The 20,468-nt window shown below is 66.3% G+C and carries 23 protein-coding genes; 11 read left to right on the top strand and 12 right to left on the bottom strand.

What is annotated here, in order from left to right:
- The first annotated feature begins 62 nt into the window (after positions 1–62).
- Both V7E00_RS06235 and V7E00_RS06230 read left to right on the top strand, forming a co-directional pair.
- On the top strand, positions 63–2,324 hold the full coding sequence (locus V7E00_RS06235) for an FdhF/YdeP family oxidoreductase (RefSeq protein WP_333571786.1): 2,262 nt from the start codon (positions 63–65) through the stop codon (positions 2,322–2,324).
- Between the two features lie 103 nt (positions 2,325–2,427).
- Positions 2,428–4,647, top strand: a complete 2,220-nt coding sequence (locus tag V7E00_RS06230) for a beta-glucosidase family protein (protein ID WP_333571785.1) — start codon at positions 2,428–2,430, stop codon at positions 4,645–4,647.
- Between the two features lie 45 nt (positions 4,648–4,692).
- On the opposite strand, the gene V7E00_RS06225 is transcribed toward V7E00_RS06230, so the two are convergent.
- The 3 genes from V7E00_RS06225 to V7E00_RS06215 all read right to left on the bottom strand — a co-directional run bounded on the left by V7E00_RS06225 (position 4,693) and on the right by V7E00_RS06215 (position 7,486).
- Positions 4,693–5,712 (bottom strand): oxidoreductase, encoded by a 1,020-nt coding sequence (locus V7E00_RS06225; protein WP_333571784.1) that lies wholly within the window; start codon positions 5,710–5,712, stop codon positions 4,693–4,695.
- A 92-nt stretch (positions 5,713–5,804) separates the two neighbouring features.
- On the bottom strand, positions 5,805–6,317 hold the full coding sequence (locus tag V7E00_RS06220) for a GAF domain-containing protein (RefSeq protein ID WP_333571783.1): 513 nt from the start codon (positions 6,315–6,317) through the stop codon (positions 5,805–5,807).
- Positions 6,314–7,486, bottom strand: coding sequence for a GGDEF domain-containing protein (locus V7E00_RS06215; protein ID WP_333571782.1), 1,173 nt, complete (start codon positions 7,484–7,486; stop codon positions 6,314–6,316). The genes V7E00_RS06220 and V7E00_RS06215 overlap by 4 nt, the downstream gene beginning before the upstream one ends.
- Here V7E00_RS06215 and V7E00_RS06210 point away from each other — a divergent pair.
- The 4 genes from V7E00_RS06210 to V7E00_RS06195 all read left to right on the top strand — a co-directional run bounded on the left by V7E00_RS06210 (position 7,409) and on the right by V7E00_RS06195 (position 10,815).
- The gene (locus V7E00_RS06210; RefSeq protein ID WP_333571781.1) at positions 7,409–8,869 is read left to right on the top strand and encodes a UxaA family hydrolase; all 1,461 of its coding nucleotides are present in this window, start codon (positions 7,409–7,411) and stop codon (positions 8,867–8,869) included. The two genes, V7E00_RS06215 and V7E00_RS06210, sit on opposite strands and share 78 nt — an antisense overlap.
- A 126-nt stretch (positions 8,870–8,995) precedes the next feature.
- Positions 8,996–9,226, top strand: coding sequence for a hypothetical protein (locus V7E00_RS06205; protein ID WP_333571780.1), 231 nt, complete (start codon positions 8,996–8,998; stop codon positions 9,224–9,226).
- A 5-nt stretch (positions 9,227–9,231) separates the two neighbouring features.
- Positions 9,232–9,756 (top strand): gamma carbonic anhydrase family protein, encoded by a 525-nt coding sequence (locus tag V7E00_RS06200; RefSeq protein ID WP_333571779.1) that lies wholly within the window; start codon positions 9,232–9,234, stop codon positions 9,754–9,756.
- 114 nt (positions 9,757–9,870) lie between these two features.
- The gene (locus V7E00_RS06195; RefSeq protein WP_333571778.1) at positions 9,871–10,815 is read left to right on the top strand and encodes an NAD(P)H-dependent flavin oxidoreductase; all 945 of its coding nucleotides are present in this window, start codon (positions 9,871–9,873) and stop codon (positions 10,813–10,815) included.
- A 4-nt stretch (positions 10,816–10,819) separates the two neighbouring features.
- Here the strand turns inward: V7E00_RS06195 and V7E00_RS06190 are convergent, their stop codons facing one another.
- Both V7E00_RS06190 and V7E00_RS06185 read right to left on the bottom strand, forming a co-directional pair.
- Positions 10,820–11,281 (bottom strand): DUF1465 family protein, encoded by a 462-nt coding sequence (locus V7E00_RS06190; protein WP_333571777.1) that lies wholly within the window; start codon positions 11,279–11,281, stop codon positions 10,820–10,822.
- Positions 11,282–11,354: 73 nt separating this feature from the next.
- Positions 11,355–11,552, bottom strand: a complete 198-nt coding sequence (locus V7E00_RS06185) for a YdcH family protein (RefSeq protein WP_333571776.1) — start codon at positions 11,550–11,552, stop codon at positions 11,355–11,357.
- 161 nt (positions 11,553–11,713) lie between these two features.
- Here V7E00_RS06185 and V7E00_RS06180 point away from each other — a divergent pair, with 161 nt between their 5' ends.
- Positions 11,714–11,866 carry a YdcH family protein gene (locus V7E00_RS06180; RefSeq protein WP_333571775.1) on the top strand — a complete coding sequence of 51 codons (153 nt, stop codon included), beginning with the start codon at positions 11,714–11,716 and terminating at the stop codon, positions 11,864–11,866.
- A gap of 152 nt (positions 11,867–12,018) precedes the next feature.
- Here the strand turns inward: V7E00_RS06180 and V7E00_RS06175 are convergent, their stop codons facing one another.
- The 3 genes from V7E00_RS06175 to V7E00_RS06165 form a co-directional block, all read right to left on the bottom strand.
- Positions 12,019–12,393 (bottom strand): PilZ domain-containing protein, encoded by a 375-nt coding sequence (locus tag V7E00_RS06175; RefSeq protein WP_333571774.1) that lies wholly within the window; start codon positions 12,391–12,393, stop codon positions 12,019–12,021.
- A 116-nt stretch (positions 12,394–12,509) separates the two neighbouring features.
- A complete protein-coding gene (gene dksA / locus V7E00_RS06170; RefSeq protein ID WP_333571773.1) occupies positions 12,510–12,977 on the bottom strand; it encodes an RNA polymerase-binding protein DksA in 468 nt (155 codons plus the stop codon).
- A 310-nt stretch (positions 12,978–13,287) separates the two neighbouring features.
- On the bottom strand, positions 13,288–13,797 hold the full coding sequence (locus V7E00_RS06165; protein WP_333571772.1) for a host attachment family protein: 510 nt from the start codon (positions 13,795–13,797) through the stop codon (positions 13,288–13,290).
- Between the two features lie 94 nt (positions 13,798–13,891).
- On the opposite strand from V7E00_RS06165, the gene serS reads away from it, so the two are divergent.
- Genes serS through V7E00_RS06145 form a run of 4 tightly spaced genes read left to right on the top strand, consistent with a single transcriptional unit; the run spans position 13,892 to position 16,480 of the window.
- Complete coding sequence (serS, locus tag V7E00_RS06160) at positions 13,892–15,172, top strand: serine--tRNA ligase (protein WP_333571771.1); 1,281 nt, start codon at positions 13,892–13,894, stop codon at positions 15,170–15,172.
- Positions 15,172–15,939 carry a 5'/3'-nucleotidase SurE gene (gene surE, locus V7E00_RS06155; RefSeq protein ID WP_333571770.1) on the top strand — a complete coding sequence of 256 codons (768 nt, stop codon included), beginning with the start codon at positions 15,172–15,174 and terminating at the stop codon, positions 15,937–15,939. Before serS ends, surE begins: the two co-directional genes overlap by 1 nt.
- A 6-nt stretch (positions 15,940–15,945) precedes the next feature.
- Positions 15,946–16,296 carry a DMT family protein gene (locus V7E00_RS06150; RefSeq protein WP_443019145.1) on the top strand — a complete coding sequence of 117 codons (351 nt, stop codon included), beginning with the start codon at positions 15,946–15,948 and terminating at the stop codon, positions 16,294–16,296.
- Positions 16,297–16,339: 43 nt separating this feature from the next.
- Positions 16,340–16,480, top strand: a complete 141-nt coding sequence (locus tag V7E00_RS06145; protein WP_333571769.1) for a hypothetical protein — start codon at positions 16,340–16,342, stop codon at positions 16,478–16,480.
- 93 nt (positions 16,481–16,573) lie between these two features.
- On the opposite strand, the gene V7E00_RS06140 is transcribed toward V7E00_RS06145, so the two are convergent.
- The 4 genes from V7E00_RS06140 to V7E00_RS06125 all read right to left on the bottom strand — a co-directional run bounded on the left by V7E00_RS06140 (position 16,574) and on the right by V7E00_RS06125 (position 20,468).
- Entirely contained in the window at positions 16,574–17,338 is a 765-nt protein-coding gene (locus V7E00_RS06140; protein WP_333571768.1) for an SIMPL domain-containing protein, read from the bottom strand.
- Between the two features lie 61 nt (positions 17,339–17,399).
- On the bottom strand, positions 17,400–19,223 hold the full coding sequence (locus V7E00_RS06135) for a M2 family metallopeptidase (protein ID WP_333571767.1): 1,824 nt from the start codon (positions 19,221–19,223) through the stop codon (positions 17,400–17,402).
- 59 nt (positions 19,224–19,282) lie between these two features.
- Entirely contained in the window at positions 19,283–20,044 is a 762-nt protein-coding gene (locus V7E00_RS06130; RefSeq protein ID WP_333571766.1) for an alpha/beta fold hydrolase, read from the bottom strand.
- Entirely contained in the window at positions 20,025–20,468 is a 444-nt protein-coding gene (locus V7E00_RS06125) for a GFA family protein (RefSeq protein ID WP_333571765.1), read from the bottom strand. Before V7E00_RS06125 ends, V7E00_RS06130 begins: the two co-directional genes overlap by 20 nt.

Here is a 20,468-nt window from a genome sequence, read left to right as displayed (position 1 = left end):
TTCAGGATAGGCGGGCGGGCCCGGCGGGTATAGAGGCAAGACAGATTGCAAGGAGCGTGGCGATGGCCCGGGCGAAAGACGGAACGATCCATTATTCGGGAGCCGAGGGCGGCTGGGGTTCGATGCGCGGCATGGCGCTGGTGGCCGGTGCCGAACGCCCGAGCCCGGACGTGTTGAAGACGCTTGCCCGCCAGAACAAGCCGGGCGGCATGATGTGCACCTCCTGCGCCTGGACCAAGCCGGCCAAGCCGCACATGTTCGAGTTCTGCGAGAATGGTGCCAAGGCGACGCTGTGGGATCTCACCAGTCGCCGCGCGACCCCCGAATTCTTCGCCCAGCACACGCTCAGCGAACTGAAGGGGTGGAGCGATTACGACCTTGAACAGGCCGGCCGCCTGACCAACCCGATGCGCTACGACCGCGCCACCGACAAGTATCTCCCCTGCACCTGGGAAGAGGCCTATCAGGCGATCGGCAAGAAGCTGCGCGGCTATGCTCCCAAGAGCACGATCTTCTACGCCTCGGGCAAGGCGAGCCTCGAGACGAGCTATGCCTGGGGCCTGTTTGCGCGGCTCTATGGACACAACAACCTGCCCGACAGCTCGAACATGTGCCACGAGACCACCTCGGTTGCGCTCAAGTCCACCATCGGCGCGCCGGTCGGCACCTGCGTCCTCGAGGATTTCGAGCATTGCGACGCGATCTTCTTCTTCGGCCAGAATACCGGCACCAACAGCCCGCGCTTCATCCACACGCTTACCGCGGCGCGGAAGCGCGGCGCCAAGATCGTAACGTTCAACCCGATCCGCGAGAAGGGCCTGATCGAGTTCCGCAACCCGCAGAGCATCCAGATGGTGACCGGCGGCAAGACCAAGATTTCGCATCACTATTATCAGCTGAAGCCGGGCAGCGACATCTCCGCCATGCTGGGCATGGCCAAGCACATATTGGCAGAGGAGGATCGCCGCGGCGGTGTGCTGGACCGCGCCTTCATCGCCGAACACACGCACGGGTTCGAAGCGTTCGCCGAGAAGGTCCGCGGCACCAGCTGGGAGACGATCGAGGCGGAAACCGGCCTGCCCCGCGCCGACATGATCGAAGCCGCCGAAATCTATATCCAGGCCGAACGTTCGATCGGCATCTGGGGCATGGGACTCACCCAGCATGTCGGCGGCTACGACAATGTCGCGGGCGTGGTGAACCTGATGCTGTTGCGCGGGAACATCGGCCGCCTCGGCGCGGGCGTATCGCCGGTGCGTGGCCATTCCAACGTGCAGGGCCAGCGCACCGTCGGCATTTCGGAGAAGCCCGAGCTGGTGCCGCTCGACCAGCTTTCCGAACAATACGGTTTCCAGCCGCCGCGCGACGAGGGCCACACGACCGTCACTGCCTGTGAGGCGATCGCCAAGGGCGAGATCAACGCGTTCCTGGGCCTGGGCGGCAATTTTCTGCGCGCCATCCCCGATCATCGGGTGATGGAGGAGGCGTGGACGGGCATGGGCCTCACCGTCCAGATCGCCACCAAGCTCAATCGCGGCCACCTGTTCTGCGGCGAAACGGCGTATCTGCTTCCCACCCTGGTCCGCTCCGAACGCGACGTGCGTGACGGAAGCCCCCAGGTGGTCACGATGGAGGACAGCCTCAGCTGCATCCACGGCTCGATCGGCGAGGCCAAGCCCGCCAGCCCGCACCTGCAGCCCGAGCTGGCGATCGTCGCCGGCATCGCGAAGGCGACGCTCGACCCCAATCCCAACGTGCCCTGGGACGCTTGGGCGAATGATTATGCGCTGGTCCGCGATGCGATCGAGAAGACCTATCCGGACAAGTTCAAGGACTTCAACCAGCGCCTGTTCACCCCCGGCGGCTTTTTCAAGGGCAACAGCGCGCGCGACCGCAACTGGCAGACCAAGAGCGGCAAGGCCGAGTTCACCGTGCCGGAGCATCTCAACGCTACAGGCTTCGCCGATGCGGACGGCATTTACCGGCTGATGACGCTGCGCTCGAACGACCAGTTCAACACCACGGTGTACGGCTATTCGGACCGCCTGCGCGGCATCGAGGGCAAGCGCGACGTGCTGCTGATCAGTCCGGGGGAAATGGAGCGCGCAGGCTTGAAGGAAGGTCAGCGCGTGACGCTGGTCGGCGACGAATCGGACGGCGTCGATCGCAGGGTCGAAGGTCTCGAGGTCCTGCCCTTCAACCTGCCCGAAGGGTGCGTGGCCGGCTATTATCCGGAGCTCAACCCGCTGATCGCACTGCGCCATCACGACAGCGCCTCCAAGACGCCGGCGGCGAAATCGGTGCCGGTGCGCATCCTCGCCTGATTGGGAATGCGGGCAACAAACGCGGCCGCCGGCTCTTGTCGGCGGCCGCGCTTGTGCTTAGTCCGCGACAACGTTGACAAACGATCCGGGAGGAGAGGACGACATGAAGCGACGTACCCTGGCCCTTGCCGCGCCGCTGCTGGCGCTTGCCGCAACCACCGCCATCACCGCCCCCGCACTGGCCCAGCAGCAGGCATCGCGCCCCTGGACCAATGTCAAGCTTTCGCCCGACGCCCGCGCCAAGGCGATCCTCGCGCAGATGACCGAGGACGAGAAGCTGACGCTGGTGTTCGGTCTGTTCGGCACCGATTTCACGCCGAAGAACTTCAAGACGCCCGCAGAGGCGCGTCCCGGTTCGGCCGGCTACATTCCCGCGATCCCGCGCCTCGGCATCCCGGCGCAGTGGCAGACCGATGCCGGCGTCGGTGTCGCGACGCAGGGCAGCGCGCCCAACAAGCGCGGCCGCACCTCGCTTCCCTCGGGCATCGCCACCGCCGCAACCTGGGATCCGGCGCTTGCCTTCAAGGGCGGCGCGATGATCGGCGCGGAAGCGCGCGCCTCTGGCTTCAACGTGATGCTCGCCGGCGGCGTCAACCTGCTGCGCGAACCGCGCAACGGCCGCAACTTCGAATATGGCGGCGAAGATCCGCTGCTCGCCGGCACGATCGTCGGTGCGCAGATGGCCGGCATCCAGTCGAACCACATCATCTCGACCGTGAAGCATTATGCGATCAACGATCAGGAGACTGATCGCAACAAGATGAACGCGGTGCTCGATCGCACCGCTGCACGGATGAGCGATCTCCTCGCCTTCAACATCGCGATCGAGAAGGGCAATCCCGGCTCGGTAATGTGCAGCTACAACAAGGTCGACGGGCTGTGGGCCTGCGAACAGCCCTGGCTGCTGACCGACGTGCTGCGCCGCGACTGGGGCTGGAAGGGCTTCGTAATGTCGGACTGGGGCGCTACCCACTCCACCGTCGCTGCCGCCAATGCAGGCCTGGAACAGCAATCGGGCTGGCCGTTCGACGAGCAGCCCTATTTCCGCGAACCGCTCAAGGCCGCGATCGCCAAGGGTGACGTGAGCAAGGCGCGCCTCGAGGAGATGGCGCACCGCATCCTCCGCTCGATGTTCGCCCACGGCCTGTTCGATCACCCGATCACCGCCGCGCCGCTCGATCTCGCCCCCGCGATGCTCAAGGCACATGCAGACGTCACGCGTGCCGATGCCGAGGCAGGCATCGTCCTCCTCCAGAACAAGGGCGACGTGCTGCCGCTGGCGGCCACGGCCAAGCGGATCGTCGTGATCGGCGGCCATGCAGACAAGGGCGTGCTGGCGGGCGGCGGCTCGTCGCTGGTCTATCCGGTCGGCGGCAATGCGGTGCCGGGTCTCGAGCCGCAGATCTGGCCGGGGCCGGTGATGTACCACCCCTCCTCGCCGCTGGAAGCGCTGCGCCGCCAGCTGCCGAACGCGCAGATCAGCTATGTCGACGGCAAGGACCTCGCCGCGGCTGCCGCTGCCGCCAAGCAGGCCGACGTCGCGCTGGTCTTCGCCACCCAGTGGGCCGGCGAAGCGTTCGACGTGTCGCTGAGCCTCACCGACAATCAGGACGCCCTGATCGATGCCGTTGCCGGCGCCAATGCCAAGACGGTGGTGGTGCTGGAAACCGGCGGTCCGGTGCTCACCCCCTGGGCCGACAAGGCGGCCGCGATCCTGGAGGCCTGGTATCCCGGCACGGCCGGCGGCGAAGCGATCGCCAACGTGCTGACCGGCAAGGTGAACCCCTCGGGCCACCTGCCCGCCAGCTTCCCGCGCAGCGTCTCGCAGCTGCCCAAGCCGAGCGTGCCCAACGAAGGCGAGACCCGCTACACCGAAGGCGCCGCGGTCGGTTACAAATGGTACGACGCGAAGGGCGACAAGCCGCAATTCGCCTTCGGCCACGGCCTGTCCTACACCCGCTTCGCCTATTCGGGCCTGAAGGCCACCGCGCCCAAGGGCCAGGTGACCGTGACCTTCACGCTGCGCAACACCGGCATGCGCGCCGGCGCGGACGTGGCGCAGGTCTATGTCTCCGGCGCGGGCTGGGAAGCACCGAAGCGGCTGGGGGCCTTCCAGAAGGTGTCGCTGGCACCGGGCGCATCGAAGACCATCTCGGTCACGGTGGATCCGCGCCTGCTCGCCACGTTCGACGACGCGGCCCACCAGTGGAAGATTGCCGGCGGCAGCTACAAGGTGCTCCTCGGCCAGTCGTCCGAGGACATCGTCGCCACCACCGCCGTCACTGTGCCCGCCCGCACGCTGCCGGTGAGCTGGCATCCCTGATCGCTCCTCCCCGCACGCCTTCACACAGCGTGCGGGGAGCAACCCTCAACCAATTGAAATCCTGCGACCTTCCGCGGCACTCTGCCGCGCCAGCTCGATCAGTCTGAGCCCGGCCAGCGCATCGGTTGCCGCCACCGGAGCAGGCGCACCGTAGCGGATTGCCGCTGCAACCTCGGCATAGAAACGTCGATAATCGCCGCGTTCGGAGGCGATGCGTTCCTGCCTTCCGTCGGGCAGCGTCAGCACGCCGTGTTGCGCCGGATCCTCCACCCCGTGCCCGGGATCGCGCACCGAGCCGCCGGCACGCATCGCCGCCTCCTGCGGATCAAGACCGTATTTCACGAAGCTGCCGCCGCGGCCATGCAGGGCGAAGCGAGGCCGCGCCGCGGCGATCATCCGTGAGCTCGCCAGCACCACCCGCCGCGCCCCGTAGAACAGCGTGATCGTGAAATAGTCGTCGACCGGGCTGTTGCCCCGCTGGCCCACGACATCGCCCTGCACCGCTTCTGGCATGCCGAACAGCACCAGCGCCTGGTCGAGCATGTGCGGCCCAAGGTCGAGCAGCTGCCCCGCCCCGTCCGCTTCCTTCCACGCCTGGGACAGTTCGGGACGGAACCGGTCCCAATGCCCCTCGAACAGCAGGATCTCGCCCAGCCGGCCGCTTTCGACCAGCGCCTTCACCGCAAGAAAGTCGCTGTCCCACCGGCGATTGTGGAAAGGCACGAGCAGCCGCACCTGGGCATTCGCGAGTGCGATCAGCGTCTCGGCTTCGGCGGCGGTCGGCGTCAGCGGCTTGTCGACCACCACATGCTTGCCCGCCTTCAGCGCCGCCTGCGCCAGGCCGAAATGGGTCGGGTTGGGCGTGGAAACCACCACCAGCTCGATCGTGGGATCGGCGATCAGGGCGTCGGCCGCCATCGCCGGGACGCTCGGGTAGGCCGCCGCAACCGCTTCCTGCCGCGAGGTGCCGACGGCTGCAAGCTCGAGCCCGTCGACAGCGTCGATCAGCGGTGCGTGGAAGGCGGTGCCGCCTAGGCCGAAGCCGATAAGGCCGGTGCGGATCATGCGGTTCTCCCGTTGCCGTGAGGCTGCGGCCTACCGGCAACGCGCCGCGTTTCCAAGCAACGCCGGCTCGGCCGGCACGAAAATCCGACGAGTCAGTTGGTCCGCGTTGCGGCACCGATGCGGTCGGCAACGGCGATCGCCAGCTGGCCAAGCTCTGCCCGCTGCCGGAAGGAAGCCGGCCCGTGCGGTCGAAGGTCGACCCCACAAAGCGCGCCGACCGGCAATGACCCTACCCGCACCGTGGCGCCGGTATAATGCCGCGCGCAGGGCCCGCCGCTTACCAGCGGGTTGGCCCGGAAGCGCGGATCGGCGCGCAGGTCCGGCACCGTGAGAAAACCCTCCGATGCGGCAATGGTGTGCGAGCAGAACGCGATCGAGCGCGGGAGCGACATCGGCTCGATCCCCACCGCATCGACGATCCGCTGAACGTCGCCATCGGCAAGCGTGATCATTGCAATCGGGGTCCGCAGCAGCTCGCACGTGGTCTCCAGCAATGCGCGCAGCACCGGATCGCCTGCCTTGATCGACGGCAGGCCGTCGACCGCCCGCTGGCGGTCTCCTTCGTCCTCGGGCCGGAAGGCGGCGGAGAAGAAATGCAGCGTCATGCCGCCCGCCGCACCGCGTCCGGCGTATCGAAGGCAATGCGGATCGCGTTCTTGCCGTTGCGCTTCACTTCCAGCATCGCCTCGTCCGCCAATCCGATCATCCGTTCGGTATCGTGCGCGGCCGCTGCATCGATGACCACCGCGCCCATGCTGCAGGTGACGGCATGCCCCGTCGAGCGCAGCGCCTCGCTCAATCGCGCATGCAGGCTCTCGGCCACCTGCTCGGGTGCCACGCCCCGTTCGATCGCGAGGAAGGCGCAGAACTCGTCGCCGCCCAGCCGGGCGAACAGGTCGTCGGGGCGCATCCGGGCCCGCGCTTCGTCGGCAAAACGCCGCAGGACGCTGTCGCCAGCGGCATGGCCGTGCCGATCATTGACTGCCTTGAAGCCGTCCAGGTCCATGTACAGCAGCAACAGGGTGGAGCCCCGCCTGCGCCCGATCTGTGCCACGCGCTCGATCTGGGTGCGGAAAGCGCCGCCGTTCAAGGAACGGGTCAGATAATCGGTGGAGGCGCGCCACAGCTCGCCATCGATGGTATGCCGCAGCGTCGCCACCATCAGCACGATCATGATCGCGCCGGCCGCGCGGGTTGTGGTGTTCCAGATCGCCACCGATGTCGAAAGGCCGTTCTGGTCCACCGTGGGAACCGAGCCGAATCCGTTCACGGCCGATCCGAGCGCGATCGATGCCAGCACAAATGCGATGCCGACACGTTCGCGCAGGGTCCACGCCGCCAGGACGTCGACGAACAGATAGCCGATGGTCAGCGAGACCCTGGGGCCGCTGATCCAGTCGGCGAATACGGTCGCGAACATCGCGGCGCAGACCACCACCAGGGCCTGGCCGGTGCTCAGCCGCATCGTCCAGCGGAAACTGCGCATCATCGCCTTGATCAAGGCCGACTTTGGCGGCGGTGCCATCACGCGATCCAACTCCCCCACTGCCTGGATACCCCCTAGTGCCCAATGGCTTAACGCCCCCGAAACACAAGCAGCTGCAACTCGCCGCTCCGGAAAACTACGGGCGGCCGCAATTATTCCGCCGCGCGCCGCCTCTAGGAGCAGCCGCCATCCGCGCGTATACCAGTTGCGATGACGGCAGCCTTGTTCCAAATCGATCCGCGCGACCCCGTGGCCACCGCGCTCCGCCCCCTCAATGCCGGCGCGCACGCGCTCGGCGTCACCGTCACGGCCGATATCGCCCAGGGCCACAAGGTGGCGCTGCGCCCCATCGCTGCCGGAGAAGCGGTCCACAAGTTCGGGTTCCCGATCGGCCGGGCGACTCGCGCGATTGCGCCGGGCGAGCATGTTCACACCCATAATGTCGAAACGGCACTCGAGACGAGCGGGAGCTATGCCTATCGCCCCACCGCGGAAGCGGCGGAGCCGGCACCGCAAGTGGCATTCCTCGGCTATCGCCGCGCCGATGGTCGGGTCGGCACCCGCAACGAAATCTGGATCCTCCCGACGGTCGGTTGCGTCGGCCGGACTGCCGAGAAGATCGCGGCGCGGGCAGCACAGCGCTTCGCCGGACGGGTCGACGGCATCCACGCTTTTGCCCACCCGTTCGGCTGCTCCCAGCTGGGCGACGATCTTGCGGGCACGCGTGCGATCCTTACCGCGCTGGCCAACCACCCTAATGCCGGCGGCGTCCTGTTGGTTGGGCTAGGCTGCGAATCCAACCAGATGCGCGACATGCTTGCCGGCATCTCTCAGCCCAACCTGCGAACGATCGGCGCCCAGTCGGCCGGCGACGAGATCGAGGAAGGAATCGCGCTGGTAGAAGAACTTGTCGTACAGGCTGAACAATCGGTGCGAACACGTGAACCGCTCGCGGAACTGGTGCTGGGGGTAAAGTGCGGCGGTTCAGACGGATTCTCAGGATTGACCGCCAATCCCCTGGTCGGGCGCATGAGTGACGCGGTTACTGCGTCTGGCGGCACGGCCATTCTCACCGAGATCCCGGAGATTTTCGGCGCCGAACAGCTGTTGATGGCGCGCGCCGAAAACGAAGCCGTGTTCGAGCGAATCGTCGGCATGGTCAATGGCTTCAAGGCCTATTTCACCCGACACGGCGAGCCGGTCTCGGAAAACCCCTCCCCCGGCAATCTGGCGGGCGGTATCACCACACTGGAAGAGAAGTCGCTGGGCGCGGTCCAGAAGGCGGGCCACGCGACCGTCACCGATGTCCTCGACTATGGTGACCGCGTCCGCTATCGCGGGCTGGCCCTGCTCGAAGCGCCGGGGAACGATGCCGTGTCCAGCACCGCGCTTGCGGCCGCGGGGGCCACCATCATCCTGTTCACCACGGGGCGCGGCACCCCCCTTGGTTTCCCCGTGCCTACCGTGAAGATCGCCTCCAACAGCGACCTTGCCGCCCGCAAGCCCGGGTGGATCGATTTCGATGCCGGCCAGGTGCTGGCCGAAAGCATGAACGAGGCGCGCGACGCCCTGCTCGACCGGATTGTCGCCATCGCGTCCGGCGAGCCTACGGCCGCAGAGCGCAACGGCGAACGCGAGATCGCAATCTGGAAGCGGGGCGTCACGCTTTAAGCCCGGTTTTGTTCCGTGATGATGCGACCAACGCGTGCTGCATCGCGGCGATCCGCATTTCCCCTGGATTGATGCCGCAACCTGAACGGGTTAGGCCTTGAAGCGGGCAGAGATCGGGTGGACGGAATGGCTGAATTCTTCGTGTTCATGTATGCAATGGCGTCTGGCTTCGTGCTGCTGACGATGCAACGCAACCGTCGTGAACAGCGTGCCAATGCGCCGATCGTGACCATGGTCGGCTGGGGCCTCTTCTCGCTTTCCTCCACGCTTGCGCTGCTGCTGGGTGCCGTCGCGCTCGCACTCGCGCTCGGCATGCAGATGCCGCTGCCGGCCGGCTTCGAGAGCTTCACGCTCTAAGCCGCATGCCGCTCTACGCCTTTGGCGGGAAAGCCCCGCAAATCGCCGCTGACGCCTGGGTCGCGCCGAGCGCCGAGTTGATCGCCGACGTTCACCTGGCGGCAGGGGCAAGCATCTGGTTTGGCGCGGTGGTGCGCGCGGACAATACGCCGATCCGGATCGGCGCACGCAGCAATGTTCAGGAAGGCGCCGTGCTCCACTCCGATCCCGGCGCGCCGCTGACGATCGGAGAGGAAGTTACGGTGGGGCACCGCGCGGTTCTCCATGGCTGCACGATCGGCGACGGCACGCTGGTCGGGATGGGCGCGGTCATCCTCAATCGGGCGGTGATCGGGCCCGAGTGCCTGGTCGGCGCAGGCGCGCTCGTCACCGAAGGCAAGACATTCCCGGCGGGCCACCTCATCGTCGGCAGCCCTGCCCGCGCGGTGCGCCCGCTGGACGAAGCGCAGCGCGCGATGGTCCGCGCAAGCGCCGCACTCTACGCGGCCAAGCAGCGTGAATATGCCGAAGGGCTGGTACGGATCGACTGATTCGCCGGAGTTCCGGGATCAAGTTGCCTCCACGGTCCTCGTTCACTGCGGGATGCCGTAGCGTCCACGACACCCGCCTAGACAGGCTTCGTAGCTGCGGTATCACTGGCAGCCATGGCGCTACCGGCACTTTTCGATCGTCTGCGGCTTCCCGTCATCGGCTCGCCGCTGTTCATCATCTCCGGCCCAGAGCTGGTCATCGCGCAATGCAAGGCGGGCATCGTCGGCTCGTTCCCCGCGCTGAACGCGCGGCCGCAGAGCCAGTTGGACGAATGGCTGCACCAGATCACCGAGGAACTGGCCGCTTGGGATCGCGACCACCCGGAGACGCCCGCCGCTCCGTTCGCGGTCAACCAGATCGTCCATCGTTCCAACCCCCGGCTGGAAGAGGATGTCGCGAGTTGCGCCAAGTGGAAGGTGCCGATCGTCATCACCTCGCTGGGCGCACGGCCGGAACTCAACGACGCAGTGCATGGCTGGGGCGGCATCACCCTGCACGACGTCATCGACGATCGGTTCGCCCACAAGGCCGTCGAGAAGGGTGCGGACGGGCTGATCCTGGTCGCGACCGGGGCCGGCGGCCACGCAGGCAGGCTGAGCCCGTTCGCGCTCGTTCAGGAAGTCCGCGAATGGTTCGACGGACCGGTCGCGCTCTCGGGCTCCATCGCCACCGGCGGAGCCGTGCTGGCGGCCCAGGCGATGGGCGCGGACCTCGCCTATATCGGGTCCCCCTTCATCGCCACCGAGGAGGCGAACGCCGTCCAGGCCTATAAGCAGGCGATTGTCGACGGCCGGGCGGATGACATCGTCTATTCGAACCTCTTCACCGGCGTGCACGGCAATTATCTGCGCGCCTCGATCGTCAACGCCGGGCTCGATCCGGACAATCTTCCCGAAGGCGATCCGAGCGCGATGAACTTCGGCGGCGCCAAGGCGTGGAAGGACATCTGGGGATCCGGCCAAGGCATCGGCGCCGTCCACGCGATCGAGCCGGCAGCAACCCGCATCCAGCGCCTGCAGGCGGAATATGCGGCGGCGCGGGCACGCCTGGCACTCTAGTCGCTCAGAAGGCGCCTGCGAGCCGGTCGAGCATGCGGCGTGCCGGGCTCGGCACCGCCACGGCCGGCACGTCGAACGCGGAATCCAGCCGAGCTACGCGGCGGTAGAGATCCATGCTGGCACGAACGATGGCGACGGCCTGAAGCGGCATGTCGTCCAGCAGCGCGGCATCGGTCTCGGGCGCAGGCCCGAGACGCCGCCCGGGCGCCCGCGCATCGTCGAGCTGCAGTTCGCCGGCATCCACCGCGCGCTGGGTGAGCAGCCACGCGATCACATGCATGAGCCGCGTCGTCACCTTGAGTGACTCGCACGAGAAGGCCACCCTGCTCAGCGCGCTCAGCGCATCGCGCTCGTCCCGACCGAGCTGGTCGAAATAGCCGCGCGCCTCATCCGCAAGCACCATCGCCTCGACGTACAGCGAGTCGACCAGCCGGCGGTGCAAGGTGATGGCGTCCCGACCTTTCATGCAAACCTAGCTGCCACAGGAGCCGGTGCGCCGGAAAGTCCGAATTGCACTGCAGCGCAACAAACCGGCACAATCACGCAATGATGTCCGGGATGAGCTGGTCCTCGAGGAGCGAGATCTCGTCGCGGAGCTTGAGCTTGCGCTTCTTCAACCGGGCGATCTGCAGCTGGTCCCCCGGGCCGGATTCGACGAGCGCGGCAATGGCGGCATCCAGGTCGCGGTGCTCGGCGCGCAGTGGCTCCAGCCGCCGCCGGATCTCGCTTTCGTCCATTCCTTGCCCCCAGTGCGCCCGACTCGCCAGGCCTTTACCCGGCACACGAACCATCGCGGCTTTTCCGCCATCTGTCGATCAGTGATGATTCTGCACGCGACACAGGGAGCAAAACATGATGTAGTTCGCTCCCCTCAGAGTCATTGAAGGAGGACTGCTTCATGCACACCGGGCATCTTTCGGCACTTAGCGCCAAGCATTCACAGCTGGACCAGCGAATCGCCTCCGAAACGCAACGCCCCCTCCCAGACCAGATGCTGATAGCGCAATTGAAGAAAGAGAAACTGCGCGTCAAGGAAGAGATGCAGCGCTAGCGGTTTCATCAACAGGTTATTTACCCCGAACTTGGACTCGCGCGACGCAATCTGTTGCGCGAGCCTGGTTCAGGTGGACTCCAACGTCGATCAGAATGCGGGGAAATACGCCCCGCTGCGTACCGTTGAAAGGGAAAGGCCAGTCCTGCCGCTTAGCGGCGCGTGAAGATCGGCTTCACGTAGACAGGCGTCTGGGTGCCGCCACCGACCGGCTTCCGGGCCAGCTTGGGATCGATCTCGTTATCGAACGCGACGCCCACGCGCCCCTCGGCCGCCCAGGCGATCTTGCCCTTCACCCAGCCGACGCCGCGGACTTCGACCTCGACGGGCGTACGCAGGCCCACCGGGCCGGTATATTCGGCCATCAGCCCGCCCGCGGAAAGGTTGCGGACCCGCACGGTGCCGACGTCCTCGCCTTCCACGCGGAACTGCGCGGTCAGCAACAGGCTGTCGCGGACACCGCTGCGCTTCCCCGCAAAATCATCGGCGGAAAGCGTGCTGGCGGGAATGTAAGACTGCTGGTCCATTGTTGGCTCTCAAACGCGGATTCGCACCCGAAGGGGAGTAGACCAACAACTCTTAACGAAAGGATTAACCGGAATCCGCTCCGGGAAAATGCCGGAGCGGATTTTTAACGTAGATTTCATTCGTCCCGGCTGATCTTCTCGTTTCGTTCGTGCCGCTCCTGCGCCTCGACGGTCATCGTCGCGGTGGGGCGGGCTTCGAGGCGGCCGAGCGGGATCGGCTCGCCGGTCACTTCGCAATAGCCATATTCGCCCTCTTCGATCCGGCGAAGTGCCGCATCGATCTTGGCGATCAGCTTCCGCTGGCGGTCGCGGGTGCGCAATTCGATCGACCAGTCGGTCTCGCTGGAGGCGCGGTCGGTGAGGTCCGCCTCGCGCAGCGGCTCGGACTGCAGCTGGTTCAGCGTGCCTGCCGCCTCGCGATAGATCGCGTCCTTCCAGGCATTCAGCTTGGCACGGAAATATTCCTGCTGCCGCGGATTCATGAAGGGTTCGTCGTCGCTCGGCCGGTACCCGTCGTCGCCGTCGTTCGCGGCCGGAGGAACGTCTTTATCGTGCTCGTCAAAACGGCCCAAAACAGTTGCCATTCCCACTCTCCACACCAGTCCCCCGGTGGCGTGCCGCCAGGAGACCGCATTGCCCGCAGGCGCTATACTTTCGCAAGCAGCCGTTAACAAGCCAATGTCGCGAAAGCTTTTTGGCGGGAATTCCCTATATTTCAGTAGAAATTAGCCCCGCCTGAACCGATTGCACTTTTTTCGGTTTCAGGTCGAGACAGATACCGCACACAGGCCGTCCCGCAACGATCCTTGTCCTGAATTCGCACATTGCGCCGGGCTTGAAACGACTATTCATGCGTTGGCGGCGGACGAAGCGCTAGTTCGCCCGCCGCAACGTTCAGGCTGCCTGCAGTGCCTTTTCGATGTCGGGCACCGGATGATCGGTCAGATCCTTGGCCAGTTCGCCCTTCAGTCGATCGCTGACGCTGGCGTGGTAATGCTTGCGCAGTTCGCCGAGCGTCTTGGGCGGCGCGACGATGATCAGCGACTCGAAGCTGTTCCGCAGCGCTTCCTCCTTCAGCATGCCCGCGACTTCGGCGGCGAAGCGATCCTCTTCCAACTGGTGGAAATCGGTTTCGCCCATCGTTCCCCGCGCAGGCGCGAACTGGGCACCGCCGCCTTGTGCGTGCATGGACCCGCCCTGCGCCACCGCCGGCGCGCCGGGGCCCGACTGGGTGGACGACGAACGGCCCGACGAATCGGTCTTCTGATCAGAGTCCTTCGGATTCGCGTGAAGCTCCTTCCGGACCACTTCGAGGTTGAGATATTCGGCATCGCCCTGGTTGCGCAGCATCAGCAGCTTGCGGCCATCGGCGACCACCACCATCGCATCATGTGGAACCTGCATCGCGCTCTCCTTTCGGCTGTTCGGTTGGAAGGAACCAACGGGCGGGCGGCGGCGGGGTTGCGTGGGGAACGGGCCCCGGCCATAGGCTCGTGCCATGCACGATATCCGCTTCCTCCGCGAACATCCCGAAGCCTTCGATCAGGGCCTGGCCAAGCGCGGCCTGGAGCCGCAGTCGGAGGCTTTGCTGGCGCTGGACGAGCGCCGCCGCGCGCTCGTGACCGAGCTGCAGGCCGGCCAGGCCCGCCGCAACGAAGCCTCCAAGGCGATCGGCGCCGCCAAGGCAAAGAAGGACGAGGACGCCGCCGCCGCGCTGATGGCAGAGGTCACGATCCTCAAGGAGCGTCTGCCGATGCTCGAAGCCGAGGAAAAGGCGGTTGGCGAGGAACTGGAGGGCAGGCTCGCCGCCCTCCCCAACCTCCCCTATCCGGATGTGGCGCTCGGCTCGGACGAAAATGACAATGTGTTCGTCCACGAACGCGGAACGCGCCCCACCTTCGGCTTCGCGCCGAAGGAGCATGACACGATCGGCCCGGCGCTGGGCCTCGATTTCGAGACCGGCGCCGCGATGTCCGGCGCACGCTTCACCTTCCTCCGCGGCCAGGCCGCCCGGCTGCACCGCGCGCTCGGCCAGTTCATGCTGGACACGCTGACCGGCAGCCATGGCTATGAGGAATGCGTGCCCCCGCTGCTGGTGCGCGACGAGGCGCTGTTCGGCACCGGCCAGCTGCCCAAGTTCGCCGAAGACCTGTTCCAGACCACCGACGGCCGCTGGCTGATCCCCACCGCCGAGGTGAGCTTGACCAACGCGGTGCGCGAGAAGATCCTGAGCGAGGAGGAACTGCCGCTCCGCCTGACCGCCCTCACCGCCTGCTTCCGCTCGGAAGCCGGTGCGGCAGGGCGCGACACGCGCGGCTTCATCCGCCAGCACCAGTTCGAGAAGGCCGAGATGGTGTCGATCACCACGCCCGACCAGTCCGAGGCCGAGCATGAGCGGATGACTGCCGCCGCCGAGGACGTGCTGACCAAGCTGGGCCTCGCCTTCCGCCGCATGAAGCTGTGCAGCGGCGACATGGGCTTCACCGCGGCGCGCACCTACGACCTCGAAGTGTGGCTGCCGGGCCAGGACCGCTACCGCGAGATCTCGTCCTGCTCCACCTGTGCCGATTTCCAGGCTCGCCGGATGCACGCGCGCTACCGCCCCGAAGGCGAGAAGGGCACCCGCTTCGTCCACACGCTCAACGGCTCGGGCCTGGCGGTGGGCCGCACGCTGGTCGCGGTGCTGGAAAATTACCAGCAGGAGAATGGCGCGGTGGCGGTGCCGGCGGTGCTCCAGCCCTATTTGGGCGGACTCACCGTGCTCGAGCCGCGCGGCTGATGCGGATCCTCCTCACCAACGACGACGGGTATCACGCCCGAGGCCTCGCGGTGCTGGAGCGCATCGCGCGAACGCTGTCGGACGACATCACCGTCGTCGCGCCCGCCGAGGAGCAATCGGGCAAGGGCCGCTCGCTGACCCTCACCGAGCCGTTCCGCGTCCGCCGCCACGGGGACAACCGCTATGCGGTGAAGGGCACGCCGACCGACTGCGTGATGTTCGCGCTCGCCGAGGTGATGAAGGACGCCAAGCCGGACCTGATCCTGTCCGGCGTGAATCGCGGCGGCAATCTGGCCGAGGACGTAAGCTATTCGGGCACCGTCTCGGCGGCGATGGAAGGCGCGCTGGCCGGCATCCGCTCGGTTGCGCTCAGCCAGCGTTATGCCCGCAGCGGCATGGGCGATGCGGTGCCGTTCGACACTGCCGAAACCTGGGGTGAGCGCGCGCTGCGGCCGCTGCTCGACATGGACTGGGCACCGCGCACCATGGTGAACATCAACTTCCCGCCGATCGAGGCGAACGCGGTGCAGGGCATCAAGGTGGTTGCGCAGGGCCTGCGCGACTATGGCCGGATGGCCCTGGACAAGCGGCTCGATCCGCGCGGCTTCCCCTATTATTGGCTGGCGATGGGGCGGATGCCGCACCAGGCCGCGCCGGATACCGACCTCGACGCGATCGAGGCCGGGTTCGTCACCGTGACGCCGCTGCACCTGGATCTTACCCACCGCGAGTCGATGGATCGGCTGCGCGGCGCCTATCCGGGCTGAACGCGCATGCCGATGATGGACCGCCTGCTGCCGATCGGGCTGCTGTTCGTCTCCAACGTGTTCATGACCTTTGCCTGGTATGGGCATCTCAAGTTCAAGAATGCACCGCTGCTGCTGGTGATCCTCACCAGCTGGGGCATCGCGCTGATCGAATATTGCTTCGCGGTGCCGGCCAACCGGATGGGCAGCGCGGTCTATTCGGCCGCGCAGCTCAAGGGGATGCAGGAGGTGATCACCCTTACCGTCTTCGCCGCCTTCTCGGTGCTGTATCTGGGGCAGAAGATCACGCTGAACCACCTGATCGGCTTCGCGCTGATCGCGGCGGGCGCCTTCTTCCTGTTCCGCACGCACGGCTGAACCGCGAGGCGGCCGGCGCGTTTCTCCGCCAGAGGAGAGTGCCATGAACCCCGAACCCACGCGCGAAACGCCCGAAGCCCAGCCAGGTACCGCCCATCAGCCGGACGGCACGGATAGTTCGGCCGAATGGGAAGCGGAAATTGCGGACGAGAACATGATCCCGGATCAGGACCCCGCAGGCTGAGCATCCACGGCCAAGAGACTGTTTGGAAACGCGGCGCGGCGCGTTTCGCCTAGAGCCTTCCGCCCCGGTGCCTGCGACACCGGGGCCTTGCGCTCAGCGCGCGAGTTCGAACTCGACCACGATTGACGTCTCGATCCGCACCGCCCCGTCCGGCCGCTTGAACATTCGCGCCAAGGCTTTCGGACCCTGCATCACGGCCTGCTCCAGCTTTGCCTGGATGCCCGGGAGCAGCGGGCCGTTGCCCGTCTCGCTGATCCGCACGACCCGGTTGACCCGCATGCCCATTTCCTTGGCGTAGATCTCCGCGTCGCTGCGCGCTGCCCGAAGCGCGAGTGCCTTCACTTCGCGCTGCGCGGCATCGATCCCCGCTGCATCCGGCTCGATAATGCCGTCCTCGACCTTCACGTCCAGTTCCGCCAGCTTCGCCTTGACTGCGTCCGCCTGATCGACCGTCGCGACCGTGAGCTTCTTGATGCCTCGAAGCGCAACGCTCGGCTCCTTCGGCTCGGTTGTGTCGCTGCTATCCTCATCGGCGGTGAAGACCATCTCGGCGCTGTCGGCGAGCATCTTGGCGGATTCCTGCGGCGTCGGGTTTCCGATCGCTGCGGCGGCGATGCCCTGCGTCTTGAGCGCTCGCTGAATCGCTGCGAACTTGGTCGCGAGCGCACGTTCGGCCTCGGCCTTGGTCTTGCCCTCGCCCTTGTAGCGCAACATCATGATCACGCGGCTGGGCTTCACATCGACGCCGGCGCTCCCGACGATCTCCAGCGCCACCGCGTGGCCCGAATTGCCGGACTGGGCCAGTGCAGGGCCCGCCGAAACAAGCGCCAACGCCAGTAGAAAACCCTTGGTACGCATGAACATCTCCTCCGATTCGCCGCACATCTGCACGAATCGGAGGAGAAAGTCCCGTCCGCTGTTACCAACCCTGCGGCTGACCCTTGTTCTGTTCGTCGAGCCACTTCTTGAGCGGCGCGAAATACTCGACCATCGCCTTGCCGGAGATTTCGCGGCTGCCGGTGAAGGTCTGCAGCGCGTCCGGCCAGGGCTTGGAGGCGCCCATTTCGAGCATCTTGTTCAGCCGCGCGCCGACTTCCTTGTTGCCGTAGAAGCTGCAGCGATGCAGCGGGCCCTTCCAGCCCGACTGGTCGCACGCCGCCTTGTAGAACTGGAACTGGAGCAGCCGCGCGAGGAAGTAGCGCGTGTAGGGCACGCTACCCGCGACGTGATACTTGCCGCCGGCATCGAACTTGGTCTCGTCGCGCGCCACCGGCGGCACGATGCCCTGGTACTGGAGGCGCAGCTTGTTCCAGCCCGCCTCATACTGGCTCGCCGGGATGGTGCCGTCGAAGATCTGCCAGCGATATTTGTCGACCAGCAGGCCGAACGGCAGGAACGCCACCTTGTCCATCGCCTGGCGGAGCAGCAGGCCGATATCCTTGTCGGCGCTCGGCACCTGGGCGCGATCGAGCAGGCCGATCTGCACCAGATATTCGGGCGTGATCGAGAGCGCCACGAAGTCGCCGATCGCCTCGTGGAAGCCGTCGTTCGCGCCATTGCGGTAAAGCGCGGGCTGCGCCTGATAGGCACGCTGATAATAATTATGGCCGAGCTCATGGTGGATCGTGACGAAATCGTCCGAATCCACCTTGATGCACATCTTGATGCGAATATCGTCCTTCTCGTCGATGTCCCAGGCCGAGGCGTGGCACAGCACTTCGCGGTCGGCGGGCTTCAGGAACAGCGACCGCTCCCAGAAGGTACCCGGAAGGGCTGCGAAGCCCAGCGAGGAATAGAAGCCCTCGCCGGTCTGGACCATCTTCTTCCAGTCGTAGTTCTTGGCCTTGAGCAGGTCGCCCACGTCATAGCCGAGGTCGCCGGCGCCCTTGGGCGCGACCACGTCGTAGATATTGCCCCATTCCTGCGCCCACATGTTGCCCAGCAGATCGGCGCGGATCGGGCCGTTCTTGGCCTGGACCGCATCGCCGTACTTCTCGTTGAGCTTGCGGCGGACATAGGTGTGGAGCGCCACGTAGAGCGGCTTCACCTCGTTCCACAGCTTGTCGGTCATCGCCGCGAATTCGGCGGGCGGCATGTCATAGCCTGAGCGCCACAGCGCGCCGGTGTCGGCGAAGCCCAGCTCCTTCGCGCCCTGGTTCGCGATGCCGACCAGCTTGGTGTAGTCGGGGCGCATCGGGGCACCGACATTGTCGTTCCAGCTGACCCACATCTCCTTGAGTTCATTGGGATCCCGGCTCTTGCCCATCGCGGCTTCGATGTCGCTGCCGTTGATCGGCTTGCCGCCGCGCGTACCCTTGCCCTTGGCGTAGAAGGAGCCGAGCTTGGTCGAGATGTCGCTCAGCTGCTGGGCGGCGCCCGGGGTGGTCGGCGCAGGCAGCACCAGCGCGGCGCGGAGCATGGTGAGCTGGCGCTGCTGCTCGGGCGTGAGGCCCGGCGCCTTCTGCAGGCGGGCGGCGTCGAGCGCGAAGCGGACCGCCATCTCGGTGCCCCTGGCGCCGTAGTCGGCGGCCAGCGCATCGGTATCGTCGGTGATATAGGTGGCGTTGACCCAGGCGACCCGCGAGGAGGTGAGCGTGAACGCCGCCATTTCCTGTTGCGCGCGCGTCAGGAAGGCGGCTGCGTCGGCTGCGGTAGGCGCAGGCGCGCTCGTGCTGGTCTGCGACTGGGCGGGTGCGGCGAGCATCGCGGCGAGCGCCGCGAGCGAAAGGCCGGTACGGATCATGATGCTAAGTCCCCGGGAATCAAGAAAGGCGCGACCCTGCCGCGCCTTCCCCTCTCCCGTCAACCAGCGAGGAACTCCACCAATGCGTCACCCAGCTCGGGCCGGGTGACGGCACTCATGTGATTGCCCGGGATTTCGACGAACAGGCCATAGGGCAGCAGGTCCGCCACCTCCTTGGCCGAGCCATTGTCATAATCCTCGGCACCCGAAATCACCGCGGTCGGCTGGGCGATCGCTGCGATCTCGTCGCGCGGGGTGTCGACAAAGGTGTCGAGGATATGCAGGAGCGCGACGGGATCGCCCTTGGTGGTCTTGAGGAACGCCTCGGTCAGCCATTCGGAGCTGCCGCGCTGGAAGCTGCCGAGATTCGTGAGCACGCGGTGGAAATAGGCACCCCGCCCCTTGGTAGCGACCAGCCCGTCGAGGCCCATGCCGGAGAGCACCACCTTGTCCGGCGCGGCGCCGTTGGCGAGCATCCGGACGGCAGTGCGTGCGCCGAGCGAATAGCCGCCCAGATCATAGTCGGTCAGGCCCAGATGCGCGATCAGCGCGAAATTGTCGCGCATCAGCACGTCGGGCGGATAGGCGCCGGGATCGTGCGGCTTGGCGCTGTGCCCGTGCGCGCGCAGATCGGGCATGATCACCCGCCGGCCGCGCGCCGCGAGTTTGGCGGCATGGCCGTACTTGATCCAGTTGACCTCGGCGGTGGAGAAATAGCCGTGGATCAGCACCACGGGCCGCCCCTCCCCCATTTCGGTCCAGGCAATCTCCTGCCCGTCGAAGCTGGCGAAGCGGTGCGTTTCAGTCGGGTAGTCGGCCAATGCTGTCCATCCATCGTTTGACGACGTTCGGGTTGTCCTCGGTCCGGTATCGGGGCAGCGCGGTCGTGTCGAGCCACTGTTCGTGCATGCTCTCCACCGCATAGTTGTGGCGGGGCTGGAAGCGGCCCGGCGCATCGAAGCTGCCGATGGTCAGGTCCATGGTCTCGCCATCGAGGAATTCAAAGGTCAGCGGCGTGCCGCATTCCCGGCAGTAGCCGCGCTCGGCGATCGGCGAGGACCGGTAGCGGTCGGGCTCCCGCTCCCAGGTAACGGCCGCCCTGGCCACGCCCTTGAACGCAATCGAGACGCCGCCGGTCGCCCGCTGGCACATGCGGCAATGGCAGAGATAGGCGTCGTCATTCTCGATCCGCACGCGGTAGCGGATGCGGCCGCACTGACATCCACCCGTAACTTCCTCGTCCAT

The sequence above is a fragment of the Sphingomonas sp. genome (assembly GCF_036731925.1).
Lineage (GTDB): Bacteria > Pseudomonadota > Alphaproteobacteria > Sphingomonadales > Sphingomonadaceae > Sphingomonas.
This window is presented reverse-complemented; position numbering and strand designations above follow the sequence as displayed.